13 protein-coding genes are annotated in these 19,873 nt (G+C 67.1%); 4 read left to right on the plus strand and 9 right to left on the minus strand.

The features are described from left to right. Nucleotides 1–65: 65 nt before the first annotated feature. A complete protein-coding gene (locus AAG816_RS10200) occupies nucleotides 66–998 on the minus strand; it encodes a GTP-binding protein (RefSeq protein WP_341989527.1) in 933 nt (310 codons plus the stop codon). Between the two features lie 691 nt (nucleotides 999–1,689). Here AAG816_RS10200 and AAG816_RS10205 point away from each other — a divergent pair. After that, complete coding sequence (locus tag AAG816_RS10205) at nucleotides 1,690–2,031, plus strand: rhodanese-like domain-containing protein (RefSeq protein WP_341989497.1); 342 nt, start codon at nucleotides 1,690–1,692, stop codon at nucleotides 2,029–2,031. An 82-nt stretch (nucleotides 2,032–2,113) separates the two neighbouring features. Here AAG816_RS10205 and AAG816_RS10210 read toward each other — a convergent pair whose 3' ends face one another. Genes AAG816_RS10210 through AAG816_RS10220 form a run of 3 tightly spaced genes read right to left on the minus strand, consistent with a single transcriptional unit; the run spans nucleotide 2,114 to nucleotide 5,180 of the window. Beyond that, nucleotides 2,114–3,208, minus strand: a complete 1,095-nt coding sequence (locus tag AAG816_RS10210) for a histidine kinase dimerization/phosphoacceptor domain -containing protein (RefSeq protein ID WP_341989498.1) — start codon at nucleotides 3,206–3,208, stop codon at nucleotides 2,114–2,116. 35 nt (nucleotides 3,209–3,243) lie between these two features. Next, on the minus strand, nucleotides 3,244–3,681 hold the full coding sequence (locus tag AAG816_RS10215) for a response regulator (RefSeq protein WP_341989499.1): 438 nt from the start codon (nucleotides 3,679–3,681) through the stop codon (nucleotides 3,244–3,246). After that, complete coding sequence (locus AAG816_RS10220) at nucleotides 3,666–5,180, minus strand: CHASE3 domain-containing protein (RefSeq protein WP_341989500.1); 1,515 nt, start codon at nucleotides 5,178–5,180, stop codon at nucleotides 3,666–3,668. Before AAG816_RS10220 ends, AAG816_RS10215 begins: the two co-directional genes overlap by 16 nt. Before the next feature lie 262 nt (nucleotides 5,181–5,442). Between AAG816_RS10220 and AAG816_RS10225 the strand changes: the two genes are divergently transcribed. Further along, a complete protein-coding gene (locus AAG816_RS10225; protein WP_341989501.1) occupies nucleotides 5,443–6,828 on the plus strand; it encodes a glutamine synthetase family protein in 1,386 nt (461 codons plus the stop codon). 324 nt (nucleotides 6,829–7,152) lie between these two features. After that, nucleotides 7,153–10,557, plus strand: a complete 3,405-nt coding sequence (locus tag AAG816_RS10230) for an autotransporter domain-containing protein (protein ID WP_341989502.1) — start codon at nucleotides 7,153–7,155, stop codon at nucleotides 10,555–10,557. A gap of 46 nt (nucleotides 10,558–10,603) precedes the next feature. Here AAG816_RS10230 and AAG816_RS10235 read toward each other — a convergent pair whose 3' ends face one another. The 5 genes from AAG816_RS10235 to AAG816_RS10255 all read right to left on the minus strand — a co-directional run bounded on the left by AAG816_RS10235 (nucleotide 10,604) and on the right by AAG816_RS10255 (nucleotide 18,421). Further along, entirely contained in the window at nucleotides 10,604–12,214 is a 1,611-nt protein-coding gene (locus AAG816_RS10235) for an ABC transporter substrate-binding protein (protein ID WP_341989503.1), read from the minus strand. 146 nt (nucleotides 12,215–12,360) lie between these two features. Further along, complete coding sequence (locus AAG816_RS10240) at nucleotides 12,361–12,876, minus strand: DUF3597 family protein (protein WP_341989504.1); 516 nt, start codon at nucleotides 12,874–12,876, stop codon at nucleotides 12,361–12,363. 719 nt (nucleotides 12,877–13,595) lie between these two features. Then, nucleotides 13,596–15,596, minus strand: a complete 2,001-nt coding sequence (rpoD, locus tag AAG816_RS10245) for an RNA polymerase sigma factor RpoD (RefSeq protein WP_341989505.1) — start codon at nucleotides 15,594–15,596, stop codon at nucleotides 13,596–13,598. Nucleotides 15,597–15,796: 200 nt separating this feature from the next. Beyond that, entirely contained in the window at nucleotides 15,797–17,767 is a 1,971-nt protein-coding gene (gene dnaG, locus AAG816_RS10250; protein WP_341989506.1) for a DNA primase, read from the minus strand. A 195-nt stretch (nucleotides 17,768–17,962) separates the two neighbouring features. Continuing rightward, nucleotides 17,963–18,421 (minus strand): GatB/YqeY domain-containing protein, encoded by a 459-nt coding sequence (locus tag AAG816_RS10255; protein WP_341989507.1) that lies wholly within the window; start codon nucleotides 18,419–18,421, stop codon nucleotides 17,963–17,965. A gap of 181 nt (nucleotides 18,422–18,602) precedes the next feature. Between AAG816_RS10255 and carA the strand changes: the two genes are divergently transcribed. Beyond that, nucleotides 18,603–19,811 (plus strand): glutamine-hydrolyzing carbamoyl-phosphate synthase small subunit, encoded by a 1,209-nt coding sequence (gene carA, locus AAG816_RS10260; RefSeq protein WP_341989508.1) that lies wholly within the window; start codon nucleotides 18,603–18,605, stop codon nucleotides 19,809–19,811. Nucleotides 19,812–19,873 lie beyond the last annotated feature (62 nt).

Genomic DNA, 19,873 nt, shown 5'->3' on the forward strand with positions numbered 1-19,873 from the left:
CTCCGCCCCGGTTTGCACCTGACCGGCGAGGAGCCGGCTGCGGAGACGACAATGAATAATCAACCTTACCCGCCCGTTAAGCATGCGGCGATTGCCGCCTCCCGGTGGAACGGCCCGCCCGTCACCGCGGGCAGGGCACGCATGCGCTTCAGCCCCTCGGTGCCGAAGCGCACCTTCACCGCTTCCTCCACCCAGCGGGCCTCCTGGGCGGTGCGTTGGGCGGCGCGGCGCCCCTCGGCCGCCAGATAGGCCGCATGGGCCGTGGTGGCGGCGCTGAAGTCCTCCAGCCCCTCGCCGGAGGCGGCGGAGAGGCGGATGACCGGAACGGTCCAGGTGCCGGCGCCCCCCGCCAGGGACAAGGCGCCGGAGACGTCGGAGGCGGCGCGCCGGGCCATGTCGGCCATGTCCGCCTTGGTGACGACGATGATGTCCGGCAGTTCCATCACGCCCGCTTTCATGAATTGCAGGCTGTCGCCGGAGGCGGGCTGGATGCACAGCACCACCGTATCGGCCACCAGGCCGATATCCGCTTCCGACTGGCCCACCCCCACGGTCTCCACGATCAGCAGGTCGAATACCGCGCGCAGCAGCACGGCGGCGGCCACCGCATCGTCGGAGAGGCCGCCCAGCCGGTCGCGCGCCGCCATGGAGCGCACGAACACGCCGCGGTCCTCGGGATCGGTCTGGATCCGGGCGCGATCGCCCAGCAGCGCGCCGCCGGTGCGCCGGGAGGAGGGGTCCACCGCCAGCACCGCCACGGTCTGGCCGGCGGCGCGGGCGCGCTGCACCAGCACGTTGGTGAGGGTGGACTTGCCGACGCCGGGCGGGCCGGTGAGGCCGAGCACATGGGCCTTGGCCGCGCGCGCCGCCTCATCCAGCAGGGCCACGAGGGCGGGCGTGCCGCGTTGGGTCTCGACCGCGGACAAAGCGGAAGCCACCAGCCGCTTGCCGCCGCCACGCAGATCGCCAAGAGAAGGAAGGGGAGGGCGCACACGCATCATGGCGCCAATCTAGAGCAGGCCGAGGGAAAAAGAAGGGGGCCTGGGACCGACTGTTTGCGGTCCTGAAACGGAAAAAGGCGTCGGCTTGCGCCGACGCCTTTCCACTGACCGGACCCGTGCGGGGGAACGAAACCGATCAATAGCTCACCGGCATGACCCCGGAGACCCGTGGCCCTGCCCGTTGGGATCGCGATCGCAGACCGACCGCCATTCCAATTCTCTCGTGCGGGAGGCTGCCTGACATACGTCTGCGATCTTCATCGCGCCGGTACGCCCCGAACTCTCCTGCATGCGCCACAGACGGCGCTGAAATTCTCCCGACACATGCGCCATGGGACCGCCGCGGCGCCTTCGTCTTCAGATCGGACGCGGTCGCCTCATACCGGCGCCCCCGTCGAACTCATGAAACCGATGTATCAAAGCGAAGATGAACGTCAGATGAGCGTGTGCCTCAGGGAAGGTTCACGGAAGGTATTTTTTTACGTCAAAACGGTATCCTGGTGGAGTTTATCTGCCTTTGGATCCACTTTAATGCTGCGCTGCACGCGGACCTGCCATGCTGCTGTCCCTTTATCCGCGGGCTGCGGCGCGAGGGCCGGGGGTGAACCCCCGCGAGGGCCCAGCGCGGCAGATTGCTTGCGCGGGCAGCGGCACTTGGGCACCCTGGGGCCAGAATGGAGCCTGACGCATGAGTGAAATGAATCCCTTCGGTGGCCGCGTGGTGCACCTTTCCCCCGCAGAGGTGAAGGCCGGCATGGCCGATGGCACCATCCTGCTGGTGGATGTGCGTGAGCCGAACGAAACCACGGCCGAGCGCATTCCCGGCTCGGTGCTGGCGCCGCTGCAATCCTTCGATCCTGCCGCATTGCCCGACCCCGCCGGCCGCCGGCTGGTGTTTTCCTGCCGCTCCGGCCAGCGCTCGCAAAAGGCGCTGTCCTTGGCTCAGGCCGCGGGCCTGGATTATGAGGAGCACATGGCCGGCGGCATTCTGGGCTGGAAGGACGCCGGCTTCGCCACCGAAGCGGGTTAAGCCACGTTCCTTATCGGTCGCGCACGGGCCGGGGCGGTCACCACGTCCCGGTCATGCCTGGTGGAGGGCGGCGGCGCCGCCCTTACAAACCGAAGGCGGGTGTCGCCTGCGCCGGGAAGGTCACTCTGACGCTGGTGCCCTTGGGGCGCTCGGGGAATTCCAGCACCGCGCCCAGCTTGGCGGCCATGGCCCGCACGATGCGGTTGCCGAGCCCGGTGGAGAGCGCGATTCCGCCCGGCGGCAGGCCGACGCCCGCATCCTCCACCCACAAGGCAATCTGCTCGCCCCGGGTCTCCAGGGCCACGTGCACCGGCCCCTTGCCGCCGGGATAGGCGTATTTCGAGGCGTTGATCACCAGTTCGGTGACGATCACCCCCAAAGCCACCGCCCGATCGGGATCGATCTCCAGCGGGTCGATGGCCAGCGAGAGGTCGATGCCCACCTCGCCGTGCTGGGCGGAAATCTGCAAATCCTCCAGCAGGGCGCCCAGATACTGATCCACCGCCACCGTGGTCACCTGGTCGGAGGTGTAGAGGCGCCGATGCACCTGCGCCACCGCGGCCACGCGGCCGCGGGCATTGCTCAGCGCATCCTGGACTTCGGCATTCTCGGTGGCGCCGGCCTGCAGATGCAGCAGCGACATGATGATCTGCAGCGAATTGCCGACGCGGTGGTTCATTTCGCGTAGCAGCAGCGCGCGCTCGGCGGCCAGTGCCTCGAAGCGGTCGCGCGCGGCGCGGATTTCCGCTTCCGCTTGCTCATGGGCGCGGCGCATCTTCACCTGCTCCAGCGCCCCGTCGATGGCGGAGGACAAAAGCTCGATGAAGTCGCCATGGACCTCCTTGACCACATAGTCCGCGGCGCCCGCCTTGAGGGCTGCCACCGCGACCCGGCTTTCCTGGGTTCCGGTCACATAGACCACCGGCGGGGGCGCGGCGAGGGCGCGGATGGCGGCCAGGGTCTGCAAGCCGTCCTGGCCCGGCATGTAGTGATCCAGGGCCACCACATCCACCTCGCCCAGCGCGATGCGCGCCAGGCCGTCGGGGCCGGAGGTGGCGATGTCCACCCCATAGCCCAGGCGGCCGAGCTGGCGCTGCACCAGCCGGCACAGGCCGGGGTCATCATCAATATAGAGAACCCGCACGCCTGGGGCAGGCGCTGCGGGCACGGCGGCCATTGTGCTGTGGTCCTCGACACGGGCCGGATCGGGCATCACTTGGCCTCGGGCACCTGGATGACGGAGAAGAACAGGCCCAACTGCCGGACGGCGTGGGAGAAGTTCTCGTAATTCACGGGCTTGGTCACATAGACATTGGCGCCCAGATCATAGCAGCGCTGGATTTCCACCTTGTCGTCGGTGGTGGTGAGCACCACCACGGGCGAGCGCTTGAGATGCTCATTCTCCTTGATGCGCTTGAGGATGTTCACGCCGGTGGTGTCGGGCAGGTTGAGATCCAGCAGCACCAGCAGGGCCTTGCCGGCATTCACCGCGCCGGTTCCGTCGGGGCCGAACAGATAGGCGATCGCACTGGTGCCGTCGGTGAACGGCTTGATCTCATTGAGCACGCCGGCGCGCCGGATGTTCTTCTCGATCAGCCGGGCATGGCCGGCATCGTCCTCGATCATGATGATGGTTACGTGCTCAGCCATCGCGTCCCTCCTTTTTGTTCCGCCACCAGCTGGCGGGGCAGCGTCACCTTGAACACCGTGCCATGCCCCAGCTCGGACTCCAGCGTGATCCCGCCACCGAGACGGCGAACCAGTGTGCGCACATGGGCCAGTCCAATGCCCTCACCGGGCCGATCCTGCGGGCCCGAGCGGCGGAACAGCTCGAACACCCGCGCGCGATCTCCAGGATCGATGCCGCGGCCATTGTCGCGCACCAGATAGGTGACGTAGCCCACGGTCTGCTTTGCCGACACCTCAATGAGCCCTGGTACATCAGCTCGCAGGTATTTTACAGCATTATCCATGAGATTTGTGAATATCTGCTCCAATGCCATGCGGTCACTGACGATGGGAGGTATCTTCGATACTGTGACCTTGGCATTCCGGTCCATCAACTGATGGGCCATGGTGGCGGCAATGCCCTCCACCAATTCGCCCATGTCCACGGTACTGGGCACGAACTCTTTGCGGCCCTGGCGGGAGAGTTCGAGAATCGCATTGATGAGGCGGTCCATCTTGGTGATGGAGGCCTTGATGAAACCGAACGCTTCCTCGAAGTCGCGGTTCATCTCCTCGTCCTCGGCGGCATCGCTTTCGCCCGCCTTGTCCCGCAGAGCGGCGATGCGGAAGAACAGATCGGTGCGCAAATTCTCCAGTTCGCTGGTGAAGCCCATGATGTTCACCAGCGGCGAGCGCAGATCATGGCTGACGATATAAGCGAAGCTCTGGATCTCGTTATTGGCCTCCTGAAGGTCCGCGGTGCGCTCGGCCACCCGCTGCTCCAGGATCACATTGGCGTTCTCCACCTGCCGTTTCGCCGCCCGCAGGGCGTCTGCGGCGCGGCTGCTGAGGCGCAGGGCCACGGCGGCGATGGCGATGATGGCGACGACGCCGGCCAGATTGACCACCAGCAGCCAGGTGCCGGAGACGTGGGACGAAGCGCTGCGCGCGTCGAGCACCTCCTGCTCCTGGCGCTGCATCTGCTGGATGATGTCGGTGATGGCGCGGGTGAGCTGCTCGCCGCGGTCGGTGCGAATCACCGCCAGCGCGCCCACATCGTCGCCGGCGCGCCGCAAGGTGATGGTGTGGCGCAACTCGTCCAGCTTGGCCTGGACCTGGATCACCAATTTGTCCGCGGACACCCTGCGACCGCTATCTCCTGCCGCGCTCAGGCGGATCTGGTCGAGGGCGGGACCCAACTCCTGGATCGATCCGTCAAACGACGAGAGATAGGCCTGATCGCCGGTCAGCATGTAGCCGCGTTGGGAACTCTCCGCCCGCAGCACCAGGGCCTGGATGCGGGACAGCACGTTTTCCAACAGCAGGGTCTGGGTCACCTGGGCGGCATCGTCGCGGGAGCGATTGACCAGGAAGATGGACGCGACGCTGATGGCGATCAGAATGGCGAACCCGACCGCCAGCACCAAAGGCTGGTTGAGCAGGCGGCGGGTGGAGGGGGGCATCGGGGCAGCAACCGTCACGATCGGTCGGCCCCCGGCGCTACCGGCTGCGGGGGCAGCGGGACCACCCCATGCCCGGCGCGCACGGCCGTCCGGGGCCCGCGGCGGTGCCGCCGCACGGTTCCCGCCGCGCCGCTGCCGCGGCGCCCGCCGATGCTCATCGTTTCACCCAAGGCTGCTGCTCCCAAGATCGCGTCCCTGATGGAAAAGCTCCGCTGAAGCTTGTAGGTTCCATGCGGTCGCGCTTGGATGGCTGCGAAAGATAGTTTTTTGTTGGAGCATCATGCAAGGGTCAGAGCGCGAGAGGTCCGACGCGGACCAAGGCATCGCGGCCGCCGGCGGTGAGGCGGCCAATTACCTCCACACCTTCGGCGTTCCCGATGTGGTGGAAGTGCTGTTGCCCGATACCAGCGGCGTGCTGCGCGGCAAATGGGTGCCAGGCCACGCCATGGAGAAGATCTGGAAGGATGGGGTCGCCATTCCCCAATCCATCTTCGGCCTCGACATCTGGGGTGGCGAGGTGGACTCCACCGGCATCCATATCGAGACCGGTGATCGCGACGGCATCTGCCGCCCGGTGCCGGGCACGCTGAAGCCGGTGCCCTGGTCGCCGCAGCCCGCTGCCCAGGTGCTGCTCACCATGTTCAAGCCCGACGGCGCCCCCTGGATGCTGGACCCGCGCCAGCAACTGGTGGCCCAGGTGGATCGGGCCGCCAAGCTGGGCTTCACGCCCACGGTGGCGTTCGAGCTGGAATTCTATCTGATGAAGCCCGGCGCGCCCGGGGCGGTGCCCGAGCCGGTGTTTCCGGCCACCGGGCAGGCGCGGCAGAACATGTATGCCATGTCCGATCTGGACGCCTTTGCCGACGTACTGCACGAAATGCGCGCCGCCGCCGTGATCCAGGGCCTGCCGGCCGACACGGTGATTTCCGAGGCGGCGCCGGGGCAGTTCGAGATCAATCTCTACCATCGCCCCGATCCGCTGGCGGCGGCCGACGAGGCCATCCTGCTGCGGCGATTGATCGATGGGGTGGCCCGCAAGCACGGCCTGCGCGCCACCTTCATGGCCAAGCCGCTGGCGGATTTCGCCGGCAACGGCATGCATGTGCATGTGAGCCTGGGCGACGGGGCGGGCGGGAATGCGTTCGCCCGGCCCGATGGCGCCGGCGACCGTCTGCTGCGCCATGCGGCCGGCGGGCTTTTGGCCACCATGGCGGACAGCCTGCTGTTCTTTGTGCCGAGTTATAATGGCTATCGCCGGCTGGTGCCGGCCAGTTACGCCCCCACCGGCATCAGCTGGGGCTTCGACAACCGCTCGGTGGCGGTGCGGGTGCCCAATGGCCCGCCGGCGGCGCGGCGCCTGGAGCATCGCATCGCCGGGGCGGAGGCCCATCCCCATCTGGTGCTCGCCGCCATCCTGGCGGGCATGATGGAGGGTATCGAGCGGGAGATCGAGCCGCCGCCGCCCCTGACGGGCAATGCGTTCGAAGGCGAAACCGAGCGCCTCTCGCCCTATATGGCGGAGGCGGTGGCCCGGTTCCTGGCTTCGGACTATATCGGCCGCACCTTCGGCGCCGACTATCAGCGCATCTATGGGGTGATGAAGCGGGAGGAACTGGCCGCCTTCACCCGCGCCATCCTGCCGCTGGAGTATGAGACCTATCTGTGAGGCGGGGAGGGGGCTCCGGGGCCGCGCGGGCAATACCGCCTGATCGGGAGTGGGCCTCGGGTTCTCCGTGCATGATCTGCACGGATAAAATGGGGAACAAGCGTCCCATTGGATCGTTGTGTTAAGGTTTTATGATACCTTGTTTCTGACGTTGACCGGCTTTTCATTGTCTGCTTAGCCTGCGGGCTCCGGATCGGGCAGATGGTGGGGGCCATGGCCAATCGTGACAATGCGCTGCGTCGGGCGACCTCTGTTAAGAGGCGACCGCTCTGTTCCGGTGTTGTGGTCGCCGCATGCGGCGCCGCCGCGCTCCTGGGGCCGGACATGGCGCGCGCCGCCAACTGGACCTTGTACGACAGCTATACCCAGTCCTACTCCGTGGGTTATGCCAGCCAGGGCAATCCAAACCTCACCCTGAAGGATGCCTTGGCCGGTGGTGGGCTGCTGTCGCTGGCGGTCAAGGTCAATGGCGGAAATACCCTGTTCCCGACCATGGATACGGGATCCACCGGCGTCGCCATCAGCGCGAATCTGCTCTCCCTCGCTTCCCCCTCCGGCGAGCAGGGCTGGGTATTCTACAATTCGACCGGCCTGTTGCTGACCGGGGTCTACAACACGGTCACGCTGACCTTGCTGGGCGGCAAGGACGCGGCGGGAAATCCCGCCACGGTGGAGGCGACGCTGCCCATTCTGGTGGTGACCGGCGCCACCTGCCTGGGCATCGGCGCCAATGCCCAGGATTGCAACGCCGGCAACGGCCAGAGCAATACGCTGATGATGGGCGTCGGCTTCGACCGCAACACCATGGGCACCGGCGCGGTCAACACCTCCAACCCCTCAGCGGCGGCCAGCTATCTGAACAACGCGCCCACCACCTCCCAGGCCTATAATCCGTTCCTCAACATCGCCGGCATGTCCTCGGGCGACCTGCGGCGGGGCTATATCGTCACCCCCGACGGCGTCGCGCTGGGGCTGACCGCCGCCAACACCTCCGCCGCCGCCTACACCTATGGCCAACTGGCCCTGGCCAGCGCCGGTCAGAACGGCGCCGCCAACAACTGGCAGGCGGTGCAGGCCACGGTGACCGCCGGCACGGTGCGCGGCACCGGCACCTTGCTGATGGATACGGGGGTGAGCGATGCCTTCATCGGCCTGCCCGGCGCGCCCACCACCCAGGCGGCGAACGGCACGCTGGTGACCTTGAGCCTGGTGGGCGGCAGCGCCACCTATAGCTTCGTGGTGGGTGACACCGCCAATCCGCAGACCCCGAACCCGGTCTATCTGTTCAATCCGGCCAGCACCTTCGTGAATTCCAGCCTGCACACCTATGCCGGCTTCAACGTGCTGTTCGATGCGGATGGCGGCTTCGTCGGCATCGCCGCCAACGGCTTTTCCGGCGCCACCAATGCGGCGGTGACGCAACTGATTGCCGCCAGCGGCACCCTGGCCCTGACCCAGGATTTCGCCACCGACCTGCCGGTGCTGCTGTTGAGCGCCAGCACAATTTCGACCCCGGCTACCGCCACCTTCAACAGCAGCATTTTCGGGGCGGGCAGCCTCACCCTGGCCGGCGGCACCATCATTCTGAACGGCGCGGTAAGCCACACCGGCGGCACGCTGGTGAGCCGGGGCGCCTCCGTGCTCAATGGCACGCTCACCGGCTCGCTCACCATCGCCCCCGCCGGCACCTTCCAGAATGCCAGCAACGGCTATGCGGTGGCCGCCGGCCAGACGCTGGCCAATGCCGGCACCTTCCTCGGTGCCCTGAGCGGCGCGGCCCTGGTCAATGCGGGCACGCTGATCAACAGCGGCTCGCTGGCGGGCAATGTGAGCAGCACCGGCAGCTTCACCAACAGCGGCACGGTGTCCGGCACCGTCACCACCTCCGGCAGCTTCACCAACAGCGGGCGGGTGGGCGCGCTGCTGACCAATTCCGGAACCGCCACCAACACCGGCACCGGAACCTTGTCCGGCGGCGTGAGCAATAGCGGAACCTTCCTCAATGCCGGCCTGATCTCCGGGACGGTCAGCACGTCGGGCACCTTCACCACCAGCGGCGTGGTGACGGGAGCGCTGAGCAATAGTGGCATCCTGATCAACAGTGGCACGCTGGCCGGCACCGTCACCAATACCGGCGCCTTGGCCAACAACGGCACCATCTCCGGGACGCTGGACAATGGCGGCACCTTGTCAGGCAACGGCAGCGTGGGGGTGCTGGCGGTGCGCTCCGGCGCGGTGGTGTCGCCGGGCAATTCCATCGGCACCACCATCGTGGCCGGCAATGCCACGTTCCAGCCGGGTTCTGCTTTGCTGGTGGAACTGGGCGCGCCCGGCGAGTCCGACCGCCTGGTGGTGGGCGGCACCCTGACCGCGGGCGGAGCGTCCATGGTGCTGGTGCCCGGCGCCGGCTTCACGCCGCAACTGGGCGCGACCTATGCGGTGATCAGCGCCGGGGCCATCGCCTCGAACTTCACCGTCTCCAGCGCCGCCTTCGGCAGCGTCGGGGCGCTCTATCCCTTCCTGGGCGGCTCGCTGGCGGGCGGCACCTTGACCTTGAACCGCAGTGCCGTGCCGTTCGCCGCTTATGCCCGCACCCGCAATGAAGCGGCGGTGGCGGTGGCGGCAGAGACGCTGCCGCTGTCCTCATCCCTGGCCCAGAGCCTGGCGACCTTGCCCAGCACGGCAGTGCCGGGGGTGTTCACCACGCTGTCGGGGGAGGCCTATGCCTCGGCCCAGAGCGTGCTGCAGACCCAGTCGTCTTACGTGCGCGGGGCGGTGATCGGTCGCCTGAGCCAGGCCGCCGATGGGGCGCTCGCCGGTGGTCCGCGTGCGGTGGCGCTGGATGCCTCCGGCGCGACGCTGTGGGGCCAAGCCTATGGCGGCTGGGGCAGCACGGCAAGCGACGGCAACGCCTCCGCGGTCACCCGCTCCATCGGCGGCTTCCTCATGGGGCTTGATGGCAAGGTGGGCGAGTGGCGGCTGGGCCTTGCCGGCGGCTATGGCCAGTCCGATTTCAGCCTGGACAGCGCGCCCGGCAGCGGCTCGAGCGACACGTACGACATCGCGCTCTATGCCGGGCGCCGCTTCGGCGGCGATGCCAATGGCGCCTTCACCCTGCGGGCCGGCCTCGCCTATAGCTGGCACGATCTGCAGGTGAACCGCACCGCCGTGGTGCCGGGGCAGGCGGCCGGGCTGTCGCAGGCCTATGGAGCGGGCTATGGCGCCACCACCGCCCAGGCGTTCGGCGAGCTGGGCTATGCCTTCGCGCTGAAGGGCGCGGGGGCGCCGCTGACCGTGGAACCGTTCGCCGGCCTGTCCTATGTGGCGCTCGCCACCAACGGCTTCACCGAGACTCCGAGCCCGGCCACCCTTGGGCCGTCGGCGCTGACCGCGCAGTCCAGTACGTTCGACACGCTCTCCACCACGCTCGGCGTGCGGGCGTCCACGGTGCTCGCCATGGGCGCGGCGCCGCCGCTGACCCTGTCCGGGACATTGGGCTGGCAGCACGCATTCGGCGATCTCACCCCCACCACCACCTTCGCCTTCGCCGCTGGCTCGCTGCCGTTCACGGTGGCCGGTGCGCCTTTGGCGCAAGATGCCTTGGTGCTGGGCGCGGGGATCGGGGCGAAGCTGGGCGAGACGCTGGAGGTCAGCCTCGCCTATAGCGGCCAATTGGCCTCCGGCATGAGCGAGAATGCGGTCAAGGGCACCCTGGCCTGGAAGTTCTGAGTGGTCCCCTCCCGCGTGCGGGAGGGGATAATCGCAGGCTTGAGCCTCAGCCCTTGGTGAACTGGCGATAGTCCGGTTCGCGGTGGAACCAGAATTCATAGCCGGACACGCTCTTCTGCATGGCCACATCGTGGATCGGCTGGTTCAGCGGCACGATGGGCAGGTCCTTCATGGCCAGCGCGATGAACTGCTTCACCGTGGCCTCATATTCCGCCGGGTCGGAGCTGAAGCGGGCCTTGTCGATCAGCTTGTCCATCTCCGGATTCTTGTAGGCGGAGATGTTGAAGATCGAGTTGTTGCCGTGCAGGTTCCAGTAGAAATAATACTCCGGATAATCCAGCCAGCCGCTGAACCGATTGAGCGCCATGGGCAGCTCCTTCTTGTTCAGCATGGTGCGCCAGTTGGCGCCGGGGATCTTCTCCACCGTGGTGCGGATGCCGATCTTGTTGAGGTTTTCCTGGATCAGCAGGGCGGTGGGCTCGCCCACGGTGGCGGTGCCCACATCGATGGACAAGGTGGTGTCGAGGCCATTGGGAAAGCCGGCTTCCGCCAGCAGCGCCTTGGCCTTGTCCAGATCGGTCCGGAACGGATAGGGCTGCGGCCACACCGCGCTCGTGGGCGTGCCGCTGGCGGCGCCATACATGGGCTTGGCGCGGCCGAAGAAGGCATTGTCCTGGATCTGCTGATAGGGCATGGCCCAGGCGATCGCCTCGCGCAGCTTCACATTGTCGAACGGGGGCTTTGCGGTGTTGAGCGCCACATACCAGAGGCAATTGGGGATCGGCACGCCGACCACCTTCACCTTGTTCTCCTTGATCAGCTGATCGAAATCCTTCGGCGGCAGGCCGGAGGAGAGATCCGCATCGCCCCGTTCCAGCATGGCGCGGCGGGTGCCGGCGGAGGGCACGTCGCGAATGATGATGCGGCGGATGCTGGGCATCTTGCCGTTCTTCCAGCCGTCGAAGCGCGACAGCACCGTCTCGGTGCCGGCCTTCCAGCTGTCCACCTTATAGGCGCCGCCGCCGGCCTCATTGGCCTTCAGCCAGGCCATCGCCCAGGGATCATCCGTGGTGGCGTTTTTTTGGGCGAGGGTGGAGTTGATGATGAACGGCACCACCACCGCCACATTGAACAGCAGCATCTTGTCCTTGCGCACATAGTCGATGCGGAAGGTGTGGTCGTCCACCACCACGAACTGCTCTTTCTTCTCCAGCGAGCCGGCGGACATCTGGAAGGTGGGGAAGCCGCCGACGCTCACCGCGCGGTCGAACGACCATTTCACGTCCTTGGCGGTGACCGGCGTGCCGTCGTGAAAGGTGGCGTCCTTGCGCAGCATGAAGGTGCAGGACATGCCGTCGGGCGCTTCCTTCCAGCTCTCCGCCAGCTCCGGCGCCAGCGTCGCGCGGTCATAGGACAGCGTGCCGTCCGGCAAGGTGACGGCGGCATAGGTCAGCAGGCGGTCATAGACGTTCCAGCTCAGGCCATTGACGGTCTGGTTGGAGCCGACGCCGTGCATGTCGAGGCTGTTGGGGCCGAGTTCCTGCACCACCAGCAAGGTCTCGTTGCGGTTCTGCTGCGCCGAGGCACCGCCGCCCAGCAGCATGGCAAGCCCCAGGGTTCCGGTGCCCTGGAGGAGGCTGCGGCGATCAAATTCCATCCCTGCCGGCATTCTTGGTTTCTCCATTCTCCACCCGCGCGGACGCGGCGCAGCGGCTGCGATGCCGCCGCGCAGGAGAAGGGAAAGCAAGTCTTATGCCTGCGGTTGCATTCCCGGCCCGCAGAGGGCGGGGCGAGGAGGGCGCGTCAGGAGGCGCGGCGCAGCGGCGGGGCCGGGGCGTGCGGGATGGCCAGATGCCCGCGCAGCCGGGCATTGACCGCGTCGGACAGATCCGCGGCGTCGCCACAGCCCAGTTCGTCCGCCAACTGCCGCAACGCCGCCGGGCTGGCGTCCAGCTCCAGCAGCGTCAGGAGATCGGTGGGCGAGTGGCGCCAGTCCAGATGCTCAGCGGCGCGGGCACCGGCGAGGGCGTCGAGCACCGTGTCGGCACCCGCCGTGCGGCGGGACACCGGGCGCGGCGAGGGGATGGCGCCGAGGACGCCACCGGACATGCCGCCGGAGGCGCCACCGGACACGCTGCCCGGCGCCGCCGCCAGCGCGGCGGTCAGAGCCGGCGTGGCCGCCGCCGCCGCATGGCGGTCGGTGGGGAAGGGGAGATGGGGCGCGCCAGCCCCATCATCAGTGGGGGCCAGCGGCGCGGGGGCGGACAGGTCGGCCCCATGCCGGGCAATGGCGGATCGAATGGATGACAGCGTGCTCATGGCTCCCTCCCAGGATGCCGGGCCTTGGATCGACCCATCAGGTCAACCGGCCCCTGGCAGGGATGTTCCGCCCCGATCGCGGCGGGCGCAAGGCCCGGATGCGGGCGAGAGCGAGGGCAAGGCGCGGCGGCGAGGCGGGAGGCGGCATTGATCCAGATCATGGGCGCCGTGTCCTTCTCTCCCTAGGCTTTCCGGCATAATCGGAGGCAATGCCATGACCACCCAGGGTGCCCTGTTCCTGTCCGCCGTGATCGTGATGTTCATCGGCTTTGCCGGCGTCCTCGGCTGGGTGGATTACACCACCAACAAGCCCCACTGAGCGGGCACCGCGCGATGCGAGCGCGGGCGGAAGATGTTGGGTTTCAGATTGCAATCCTGACCCGCTGCGCTTTGATCGCGGGCGGCGCAGGATCGCACGCCCAGCCATGCGCCCACCGGCGCCACAGCGCGGGCAGGGCGGTCGTGTGCTCCGGCCTCAGACCGTGAGCGTGGCGAAGGCAACCACCGCACAGGCGGCCAGCAGCAAAGCGCAGAGCAGGCCGGATTCGGGGTAGCGCTGGGGGAGTGGGCGCTCAATCATACCGCCATCATGCAACCGCCAGCTTGCATGAGGCTGGTTCTGCACTGCGGGATACACGCCTACACAGCAAAACGGCCCGGCGCTGACTGCGCCGGGCCGTTTTGCTGTGACGTCGAAGGCGGGCTGGTTGCCCGGCGCCTCAGTTGTCCAGGAAGCTGCGCAGCTTGCGCGAGCGGGAGGGGTGCTTCAGCTTGCGCAGCGCCTTGGCTTCGATCTGGCGAATGCGCTCGCGGGTCACGCTGAACTGCTGGCCCACCTCTTCCAAGGTGTGGTCGGTGTTCATGCCGATGCCGAAGCGCATGCGCAGCACCCGCTCCTCGCGGGGCGTGAGCGAGGCCAGCACGCGGGTGGTGGTCTCGCGCAGATTGCTCTGGATCGCCGCATCAATGGGCAGAACCGCGTTCTTGTCCTCGATGAAATCGCCCAGATGGCTGTCTTCCTCGTCGCCGATGGGCGTTTCGAGGGAGATGGGCTCTTTCGCGATCTTGAGAACCTTGCGGACCTTCTCCAGCGGCATGCCCAGCTTTTCGGCCAGCTCTTCCGGGGTCGGCTCGCGGCCGATCTCGTGCAGCATCTGGCGCGAGGTGCGCACGATCTTGTTGATGGTCTCGATCATATGGACCGGGATGCGGATGGTCCGCGCCTGGTCGGCGATGGAGCGGGTGATGGCCTGGCGAATCCACCACGTGGCATAGGTGGAGAACTTGTAGCCGCGGCGATATTCGAACTTATCGACCGCCTTCATCAGGCCGATGTTGCCCTCCTGGATCAGATCCAGGAACTGCAAGCCGCGATTGGTGTATTTCTTGGCGATGGAGATGACGAGGCGCAGGTTGGCCTCGACCATTTCCTTCTTCGCCTGCCGGGCTTCCTTCTCGCCCTTCTGCACCATCTGCACGATCTTGCGGAATTCCGCGATCTCCAGCGCCGTTTCGGTGGCGAGCGAATGGATGTCGCCGCGCAGGACGTGAATGGCGTCCTTCTCGTGGGCGACGAAGCCCTTCCAGCCCTTGGAGCCGAGCTTGGAGACGCGCAGCAGCCACTTCGGGTCCAGCTCATAGCTCTGGTACTGGCGCAGGAAGTCGTCGCGGGTCACGCCATAGCTCTCGGCCAGACGCAGCAGGCGGCCTTCCAGGCTCACGAGGCGCTTGTTGATCTCGTAGAGCTGCTCCACCAGGGCATCGATGCGCGCCTGATTGAGGGAGAGCGACTTCACGTCGAGAACGAGGTCTTCCTTGAGCTTCTTGGCCTTGCGCTCCTGGGCGGGCGACAAGGTCTCGTTCTTCAGCTTGGATTCGACGTTCTGGTCCTGCAGGCGGCGCAGCTTCTTGTAGCTGTCGGCGATGCGGTCGAAGGTTTCCACCACCTTCGGCTTGATCTCCAGCTCCATGGCGGCGAGCGACAGGGAATTTTCCATGTCGTCTTCGTCGTCATTGGGCATGGCGCCTTCGCCGAGGATGCCATCCTCGCCGGCTTCGGGCGCAAGGGCGGTCTCGCCCTCGATGATGGCCGGGCCGTTCTTGCCCTCGGGGCCGGCATAAGTGGCTTCCAGATCGATGATGTCGCGCAGCAGCACCCGGCCTTCGGTCAGCTCATCGCGCCAGATGATGATGGCCTGGAAGGTGAGGGGGCTTTCGCACAGGCCAGCGATCATCGCCTCGCGACCGGCCTCGATGCGCTTGGCAATGGCGATTTCGCCTTCGCGGGACAGCAGCTCGACGCTGCCCATCTCGCGCAGATACATGCGCACGGGATCGTCGGTGCGCTCGCCGGGCTCGGACTTGGTCTCGGAGCGCACCACGGCGCGGGGCGTCGGCTCGGCCAGTTCGCCGCCTTCGACCTCTTCCGGTTCCTCGGGGGTCTCGGTTTCCTCGGCCGCTTCCTCGGTCTCGGCCTCTTCGGCCTCGATCACGTTGATGCCCATGTCATTGAGCATGGCGAGGGTGTCCTCGATCTGCTCGGAGGTCACCTCCTCGGAGGGCATCACTTCGTTGAGCTGCTCGTAAGTCACGTAACCGCGGCGCTTGGCGAGCTTAATCATCTTCCGGACAGCCGCATCCGAGAGGTCGAGCAACGGCCCGTCGGGGGCGTCGACCTCCTTCTCCGGAGCTTCGGTCGTCTCGGTGGCCTGCTTCGCCATGGACATCTCCTGCACATCGCCGCACGACGGCGAAAAGGCGGTGCGCCGCGAATCGACGCGCCCGCCCGCTTCCAACTCAACTCGGGCCCACCCTATTGCGATCCCGTTAAACCAGCCTGAACACGCCTCCAACCCCTAAACGGCGGGAAGACGCATGGCGGCCCTTCAAAAAGCGCAGAACAGCGACACCGCCAGGGCACCTACACCGATCGCGTGCCTCCGCGCCCCGATGTGGCGCCGAACCCTTCGACCAGTGCTTCCGTCCCCTCAGCAGCGGACAAACGCTCCCGGACGTCCCTCAACCAGGCGAAATTCGCCTCGCTAGGGTCCTCACCCAAAGAGCGTTCAGCTTCCCGTAGTTCCCTAGATAGCGTGTAAGCCTTGCGATGCAAGGCCGAGCGCTGCGACCACCAGAGCCGAACATCTTCTGCGCCGGTATTGGGGTATACGGGCCAGTCCATTCTGGGGTTGGCCAGTGCCCGCACCCGCTGGGCGAGCGCGTCCAAATCCTCCCGCGAGAGGTGCGCGGCCAAGGCGTCGCTATCCTCGGCGCCGTCCAGATGCGCCTCCAGCAGCGCCCGGCGCAAACGGTCGGCCTCTTTATTGGCGAACGGCAAATCGGAGACGTCCTCGCCGAATTCGTCCATCAGCCAGGGGTGGCTGAGCAGGCAGAACAGCAGCAGCGCCTCATTGCGCGGCAGGCTGGCCAGCGGGCCGCGCACCACGGCGGTGCGGGAAATCTCGCCGCCGGGCATGATCAGGGGCGCCTCGCGCTGGAACCGTCCGCCGCGACCATCGCCGCGCGCGCCGCCGCGGCCGAACCCGCCCCGTCCCGACCCATTGGGCGCGGAGCCCCAGCTGCCGCCCTCGAACCGCCGGCCGCCGCCACGTGAGTCGCTGGCCGGCGACAACAGGCGTTTCAGGCGGTCGTTGAGATCCTGCTTGTAATGGCGGCGGACATTCTCGTCCTGGATCGCCGCCACCGCCTCGCCGATGCGCGCTTCCAGCGCGGCGCGGCGCTCGGGGGTTTCCAGATTGGCGGTTTCGGTTTCCCGCGCCCACAGCATGGCGGCCAAAGGCTGGGCCTGGGCCAGCACCGTCTCCATGGCCTCGCGTCCGCTGGCGCGGATCAGATCGTCGGGGTCCTGGCCATCGGGCAAGGTGCCGAACGACAGGCTCTTGCCCGGCTTGAGATGCGGCAAAGCCAGGCCGATGGCCCGGAAGGCGGCGCGCTTCCCCGCCTTGTCGCCGTCGAACAGCAGCATGGGCTCTTCCGCCATGCGCCACAGCAGTTGCAACTGCTCCTCGGTGAGGGCGGTGCCGAGCGGCGCCACCGCGCCCTCGAAACCGGCCTCCACCATGGCGATCACGTCCACATAGCCTTCCACGGCGATGAGGCGGGCGCCCTTCTGGGTGGCGGCGCGGGCGGCGAACGCATTGTAGAGCAGGGCGCCCTTGTGAAAGAGCACGGTCTCGGGGGAATTGAGATATTTGGCCGGGACGTCCTTTTCCAGCGCCCGGCCGCCGAATGCCACCACCCGCCCGCGCAGGTCGGTGATGGGAAACATCACCCGGTCGCGGAAGCGGTCATAGGGCACCGGGATCTCGTCGCCGGCGATCAGCATGCCGGTTTCGATCAGGTCCGACACCGGCACCCCGGCCTTGCCCAGGGCCTCTTTCAGGCCGAAGCGATCCGCCGGGGCATAGCCGAGCCGGAAGCGCTTCTGGGTCGCGGCGCCCAGGCCCCGATCCGCCAGATAGCCGCGGGCCTTGGCGCCGGCGCGGGCCTGGAGCTGGGCCTCGAAATAGGCGGTGGCCAGCTCCATCACCTCATGCAGGCCGCGCCGCCGCGCTTCCTTGGCGGCGGCCTCGGGGGTCTCCTGCGGCACCGCGAGCCCGGCCATGGAGGCGAGGCGCTCCACCGCCTCGGCAAAGGGCGTGCCTTCGGTCTCCATGAGGAAATCGAACACGTCGCCATGCTTGCCGGAGGAGAAGCAGTGGTAAAACCCCTTCTGGTCGTTGACGAAGAACGACGGGGTCTTTTCCGCATTGAAGGGGGAGAGGCCGGCAAACTCGCGGCCCTGCTTCTTCAGCTTGACGCGCCGGCCCACCACTTCCGACACCGGAAGCCGGGCGCGGATCTCATCCAGGAAAGAGGGCGGAAAGCGCATGCGGCGTTACGGGTTCTCGGCCAAGCGGGGCATCATCGCAGCCGTGCATTATAGCATCACCTGCACCGTTGCGCGCGGGGGCACAGCGTCGAACCGCCTGCCCGGGGCTTCTTCGAACGAGTTATGCCCGCTGTCCCCCGGCTGGAGCGGGGGACAGTCAGGTTCCTCAATGGCTCGCCACTCCGGGCCGCGCCCTCAGGCGGCGGTCAGGGCGTCCTTGACCCAGCCGGAGGCCTTGCCGAAATCCAGGGCGCCGGCGTGGCGCTCCTTCAGCAGGGCCATGACCCGGCCCATGTCCTTGATGCCCTTGGCCTCGATCTCCGCCACGATGCGGGTGATGGCGGCGCGGGTGTCGTCCTCGGACAGCTGCTTGGGCATGAAGTCCTGGATGACGGTGATTTCCTCGCGCTCCTGCGCGGCCAGTTCCGGGCGGCCGTTGTCCGCATAGATCTTGGCGCTTTCCTCGCGCTGCTTCACCATCTTGGCGAGCAAGGCGCGCAGGTCGTCGTCGGAAATCGGGTCCTTGCCATGGCCGCGCGCTTCGATGTCGCGGTCCTTCAGGGCGGCGTTGATGAGACGCAGGGTCGAGGTGCGGCACTTGTTCTGGGCTTTCAGCGACTCTTTGAGCGCCGTATTGATCTCGTCACGCAGCACGGGGGTCCTCATAACTTCTGGGTAGGCGCCAAGGGCGGGCAGTGGCTCCGCTTGGCGCGCAGATCTGGGGTGGCGGGCGCGGCCCTTGTCACCAGCGGCATCCTCAGGTAGCCGGGCATCGGCGCACAAATTCGCGCGCATGGCTGGCATCGCCGCGCGCAACCCCTTATTTAGGCGATCCATGACGCAGGAACAAGACGCACCCGCCGCCGGCCCCGCTGAGGGCTGGACCGAACCCAAGGCCACCGCGCTGCTGGTTCTCGCTGACGGCACCGTTCTCGAAGGTTTCGGGTTCGGTGCGGCCACCGAGGGCACCGGCGAGGTCTGCTTTAATACCGCCATCACCGGCTATGAGGAGATCCTCACCGATCCCTCCTATGCCGGGCAGATCGTGACCTTCACGTTTCCGCACATCGGCAACGTGGGCACCAATGAAGAGGACATCGAGACGGTGTCCGCCGCGGCCGTCTCCGGCGTGCGCGGCGTGGTGGTGCGCAGCGCCATCACCGACCCGTCCAATTATCGCGCCACCCGCGATCTGGACCAGTGGCTGAAGGCGCGGGGCATTCCCGGCATCAGCGGCGTCGATACCCGCGCCCTGACCGCGGTGATCCGCGAGGGCGGCATGCCCAATGCGGTGCTGGCCCACCATCCCGACGGCGTGTTCGATATTCCCGCCCTTCAGGCCCGCGCCAAGGGGCTGCCCGGGCTGGAAGGCATGGACCTGGTGCCGGGCGTGACCTCGGCCCAGCGGTTCAATTGGGACCAGACCGAATGGGCCTGGAATGTGGGCTATGGCGAGCAGCTGGAGCCCAAGTACCATGTGGTGGCCATCGACTATGGGGTGAAGCGCAACATTCTGCGCCTGCTGGCCTCCGCCGGCTGCAAGGTGACCGTGGTGCCCGCCACCACCTCCGCCGCCGACGTGATGGCACTGGCGCCCGATGGCGTGTTCCTCTCCAACGGTCCCGGCGATCCGGCGGCCACGGGGGAATATGCGGTGCCGGTGATCCGCGAACTGATCGCCAAGGACATTCCCACCTTTGGCATCTGCCTCGGCCACCAGATGATCGGCCTGGCGGTGGGCGGGCGCACCATCAAGATGCACCAGGGCCATCACGGGGCGAACCACCCGGTGAAGGACCTGACCACCGGCAAGGTGGAGATCACCTCCATGAACCACGGCTTCGCGGTGGATCGCGACAGCCTGCCGGCCAATGCGCAGGAGACCCATGTCTCGCTGTTCGACGGCTCCAATGCGGGCATGGCGCTCGCCGACAAGCCGGTGTTTTCGGTGCAGTACCATCCCGAGGCGAGCCCCGGCCCGCGCGACAGCCACTATCTGTTCCAGCGCTTCGTGGACCTGATGGCCGCCCGCAAGGTGGCGTGACGGCCGGCCTGAACCGGCGGTGTCAAAAGAAAGCGCCCGGCCGATTGGTCCGGGCGCTTTTC

This window comes from Azorhizobium sp. AG788 (genome assembly GCF_943371865.1).
Lineage (GTDB): Bacteria > Pseudomonadota > Alphaproteobacteria > Rhizobiales > Xanthobacteraceae > Azorhizobium.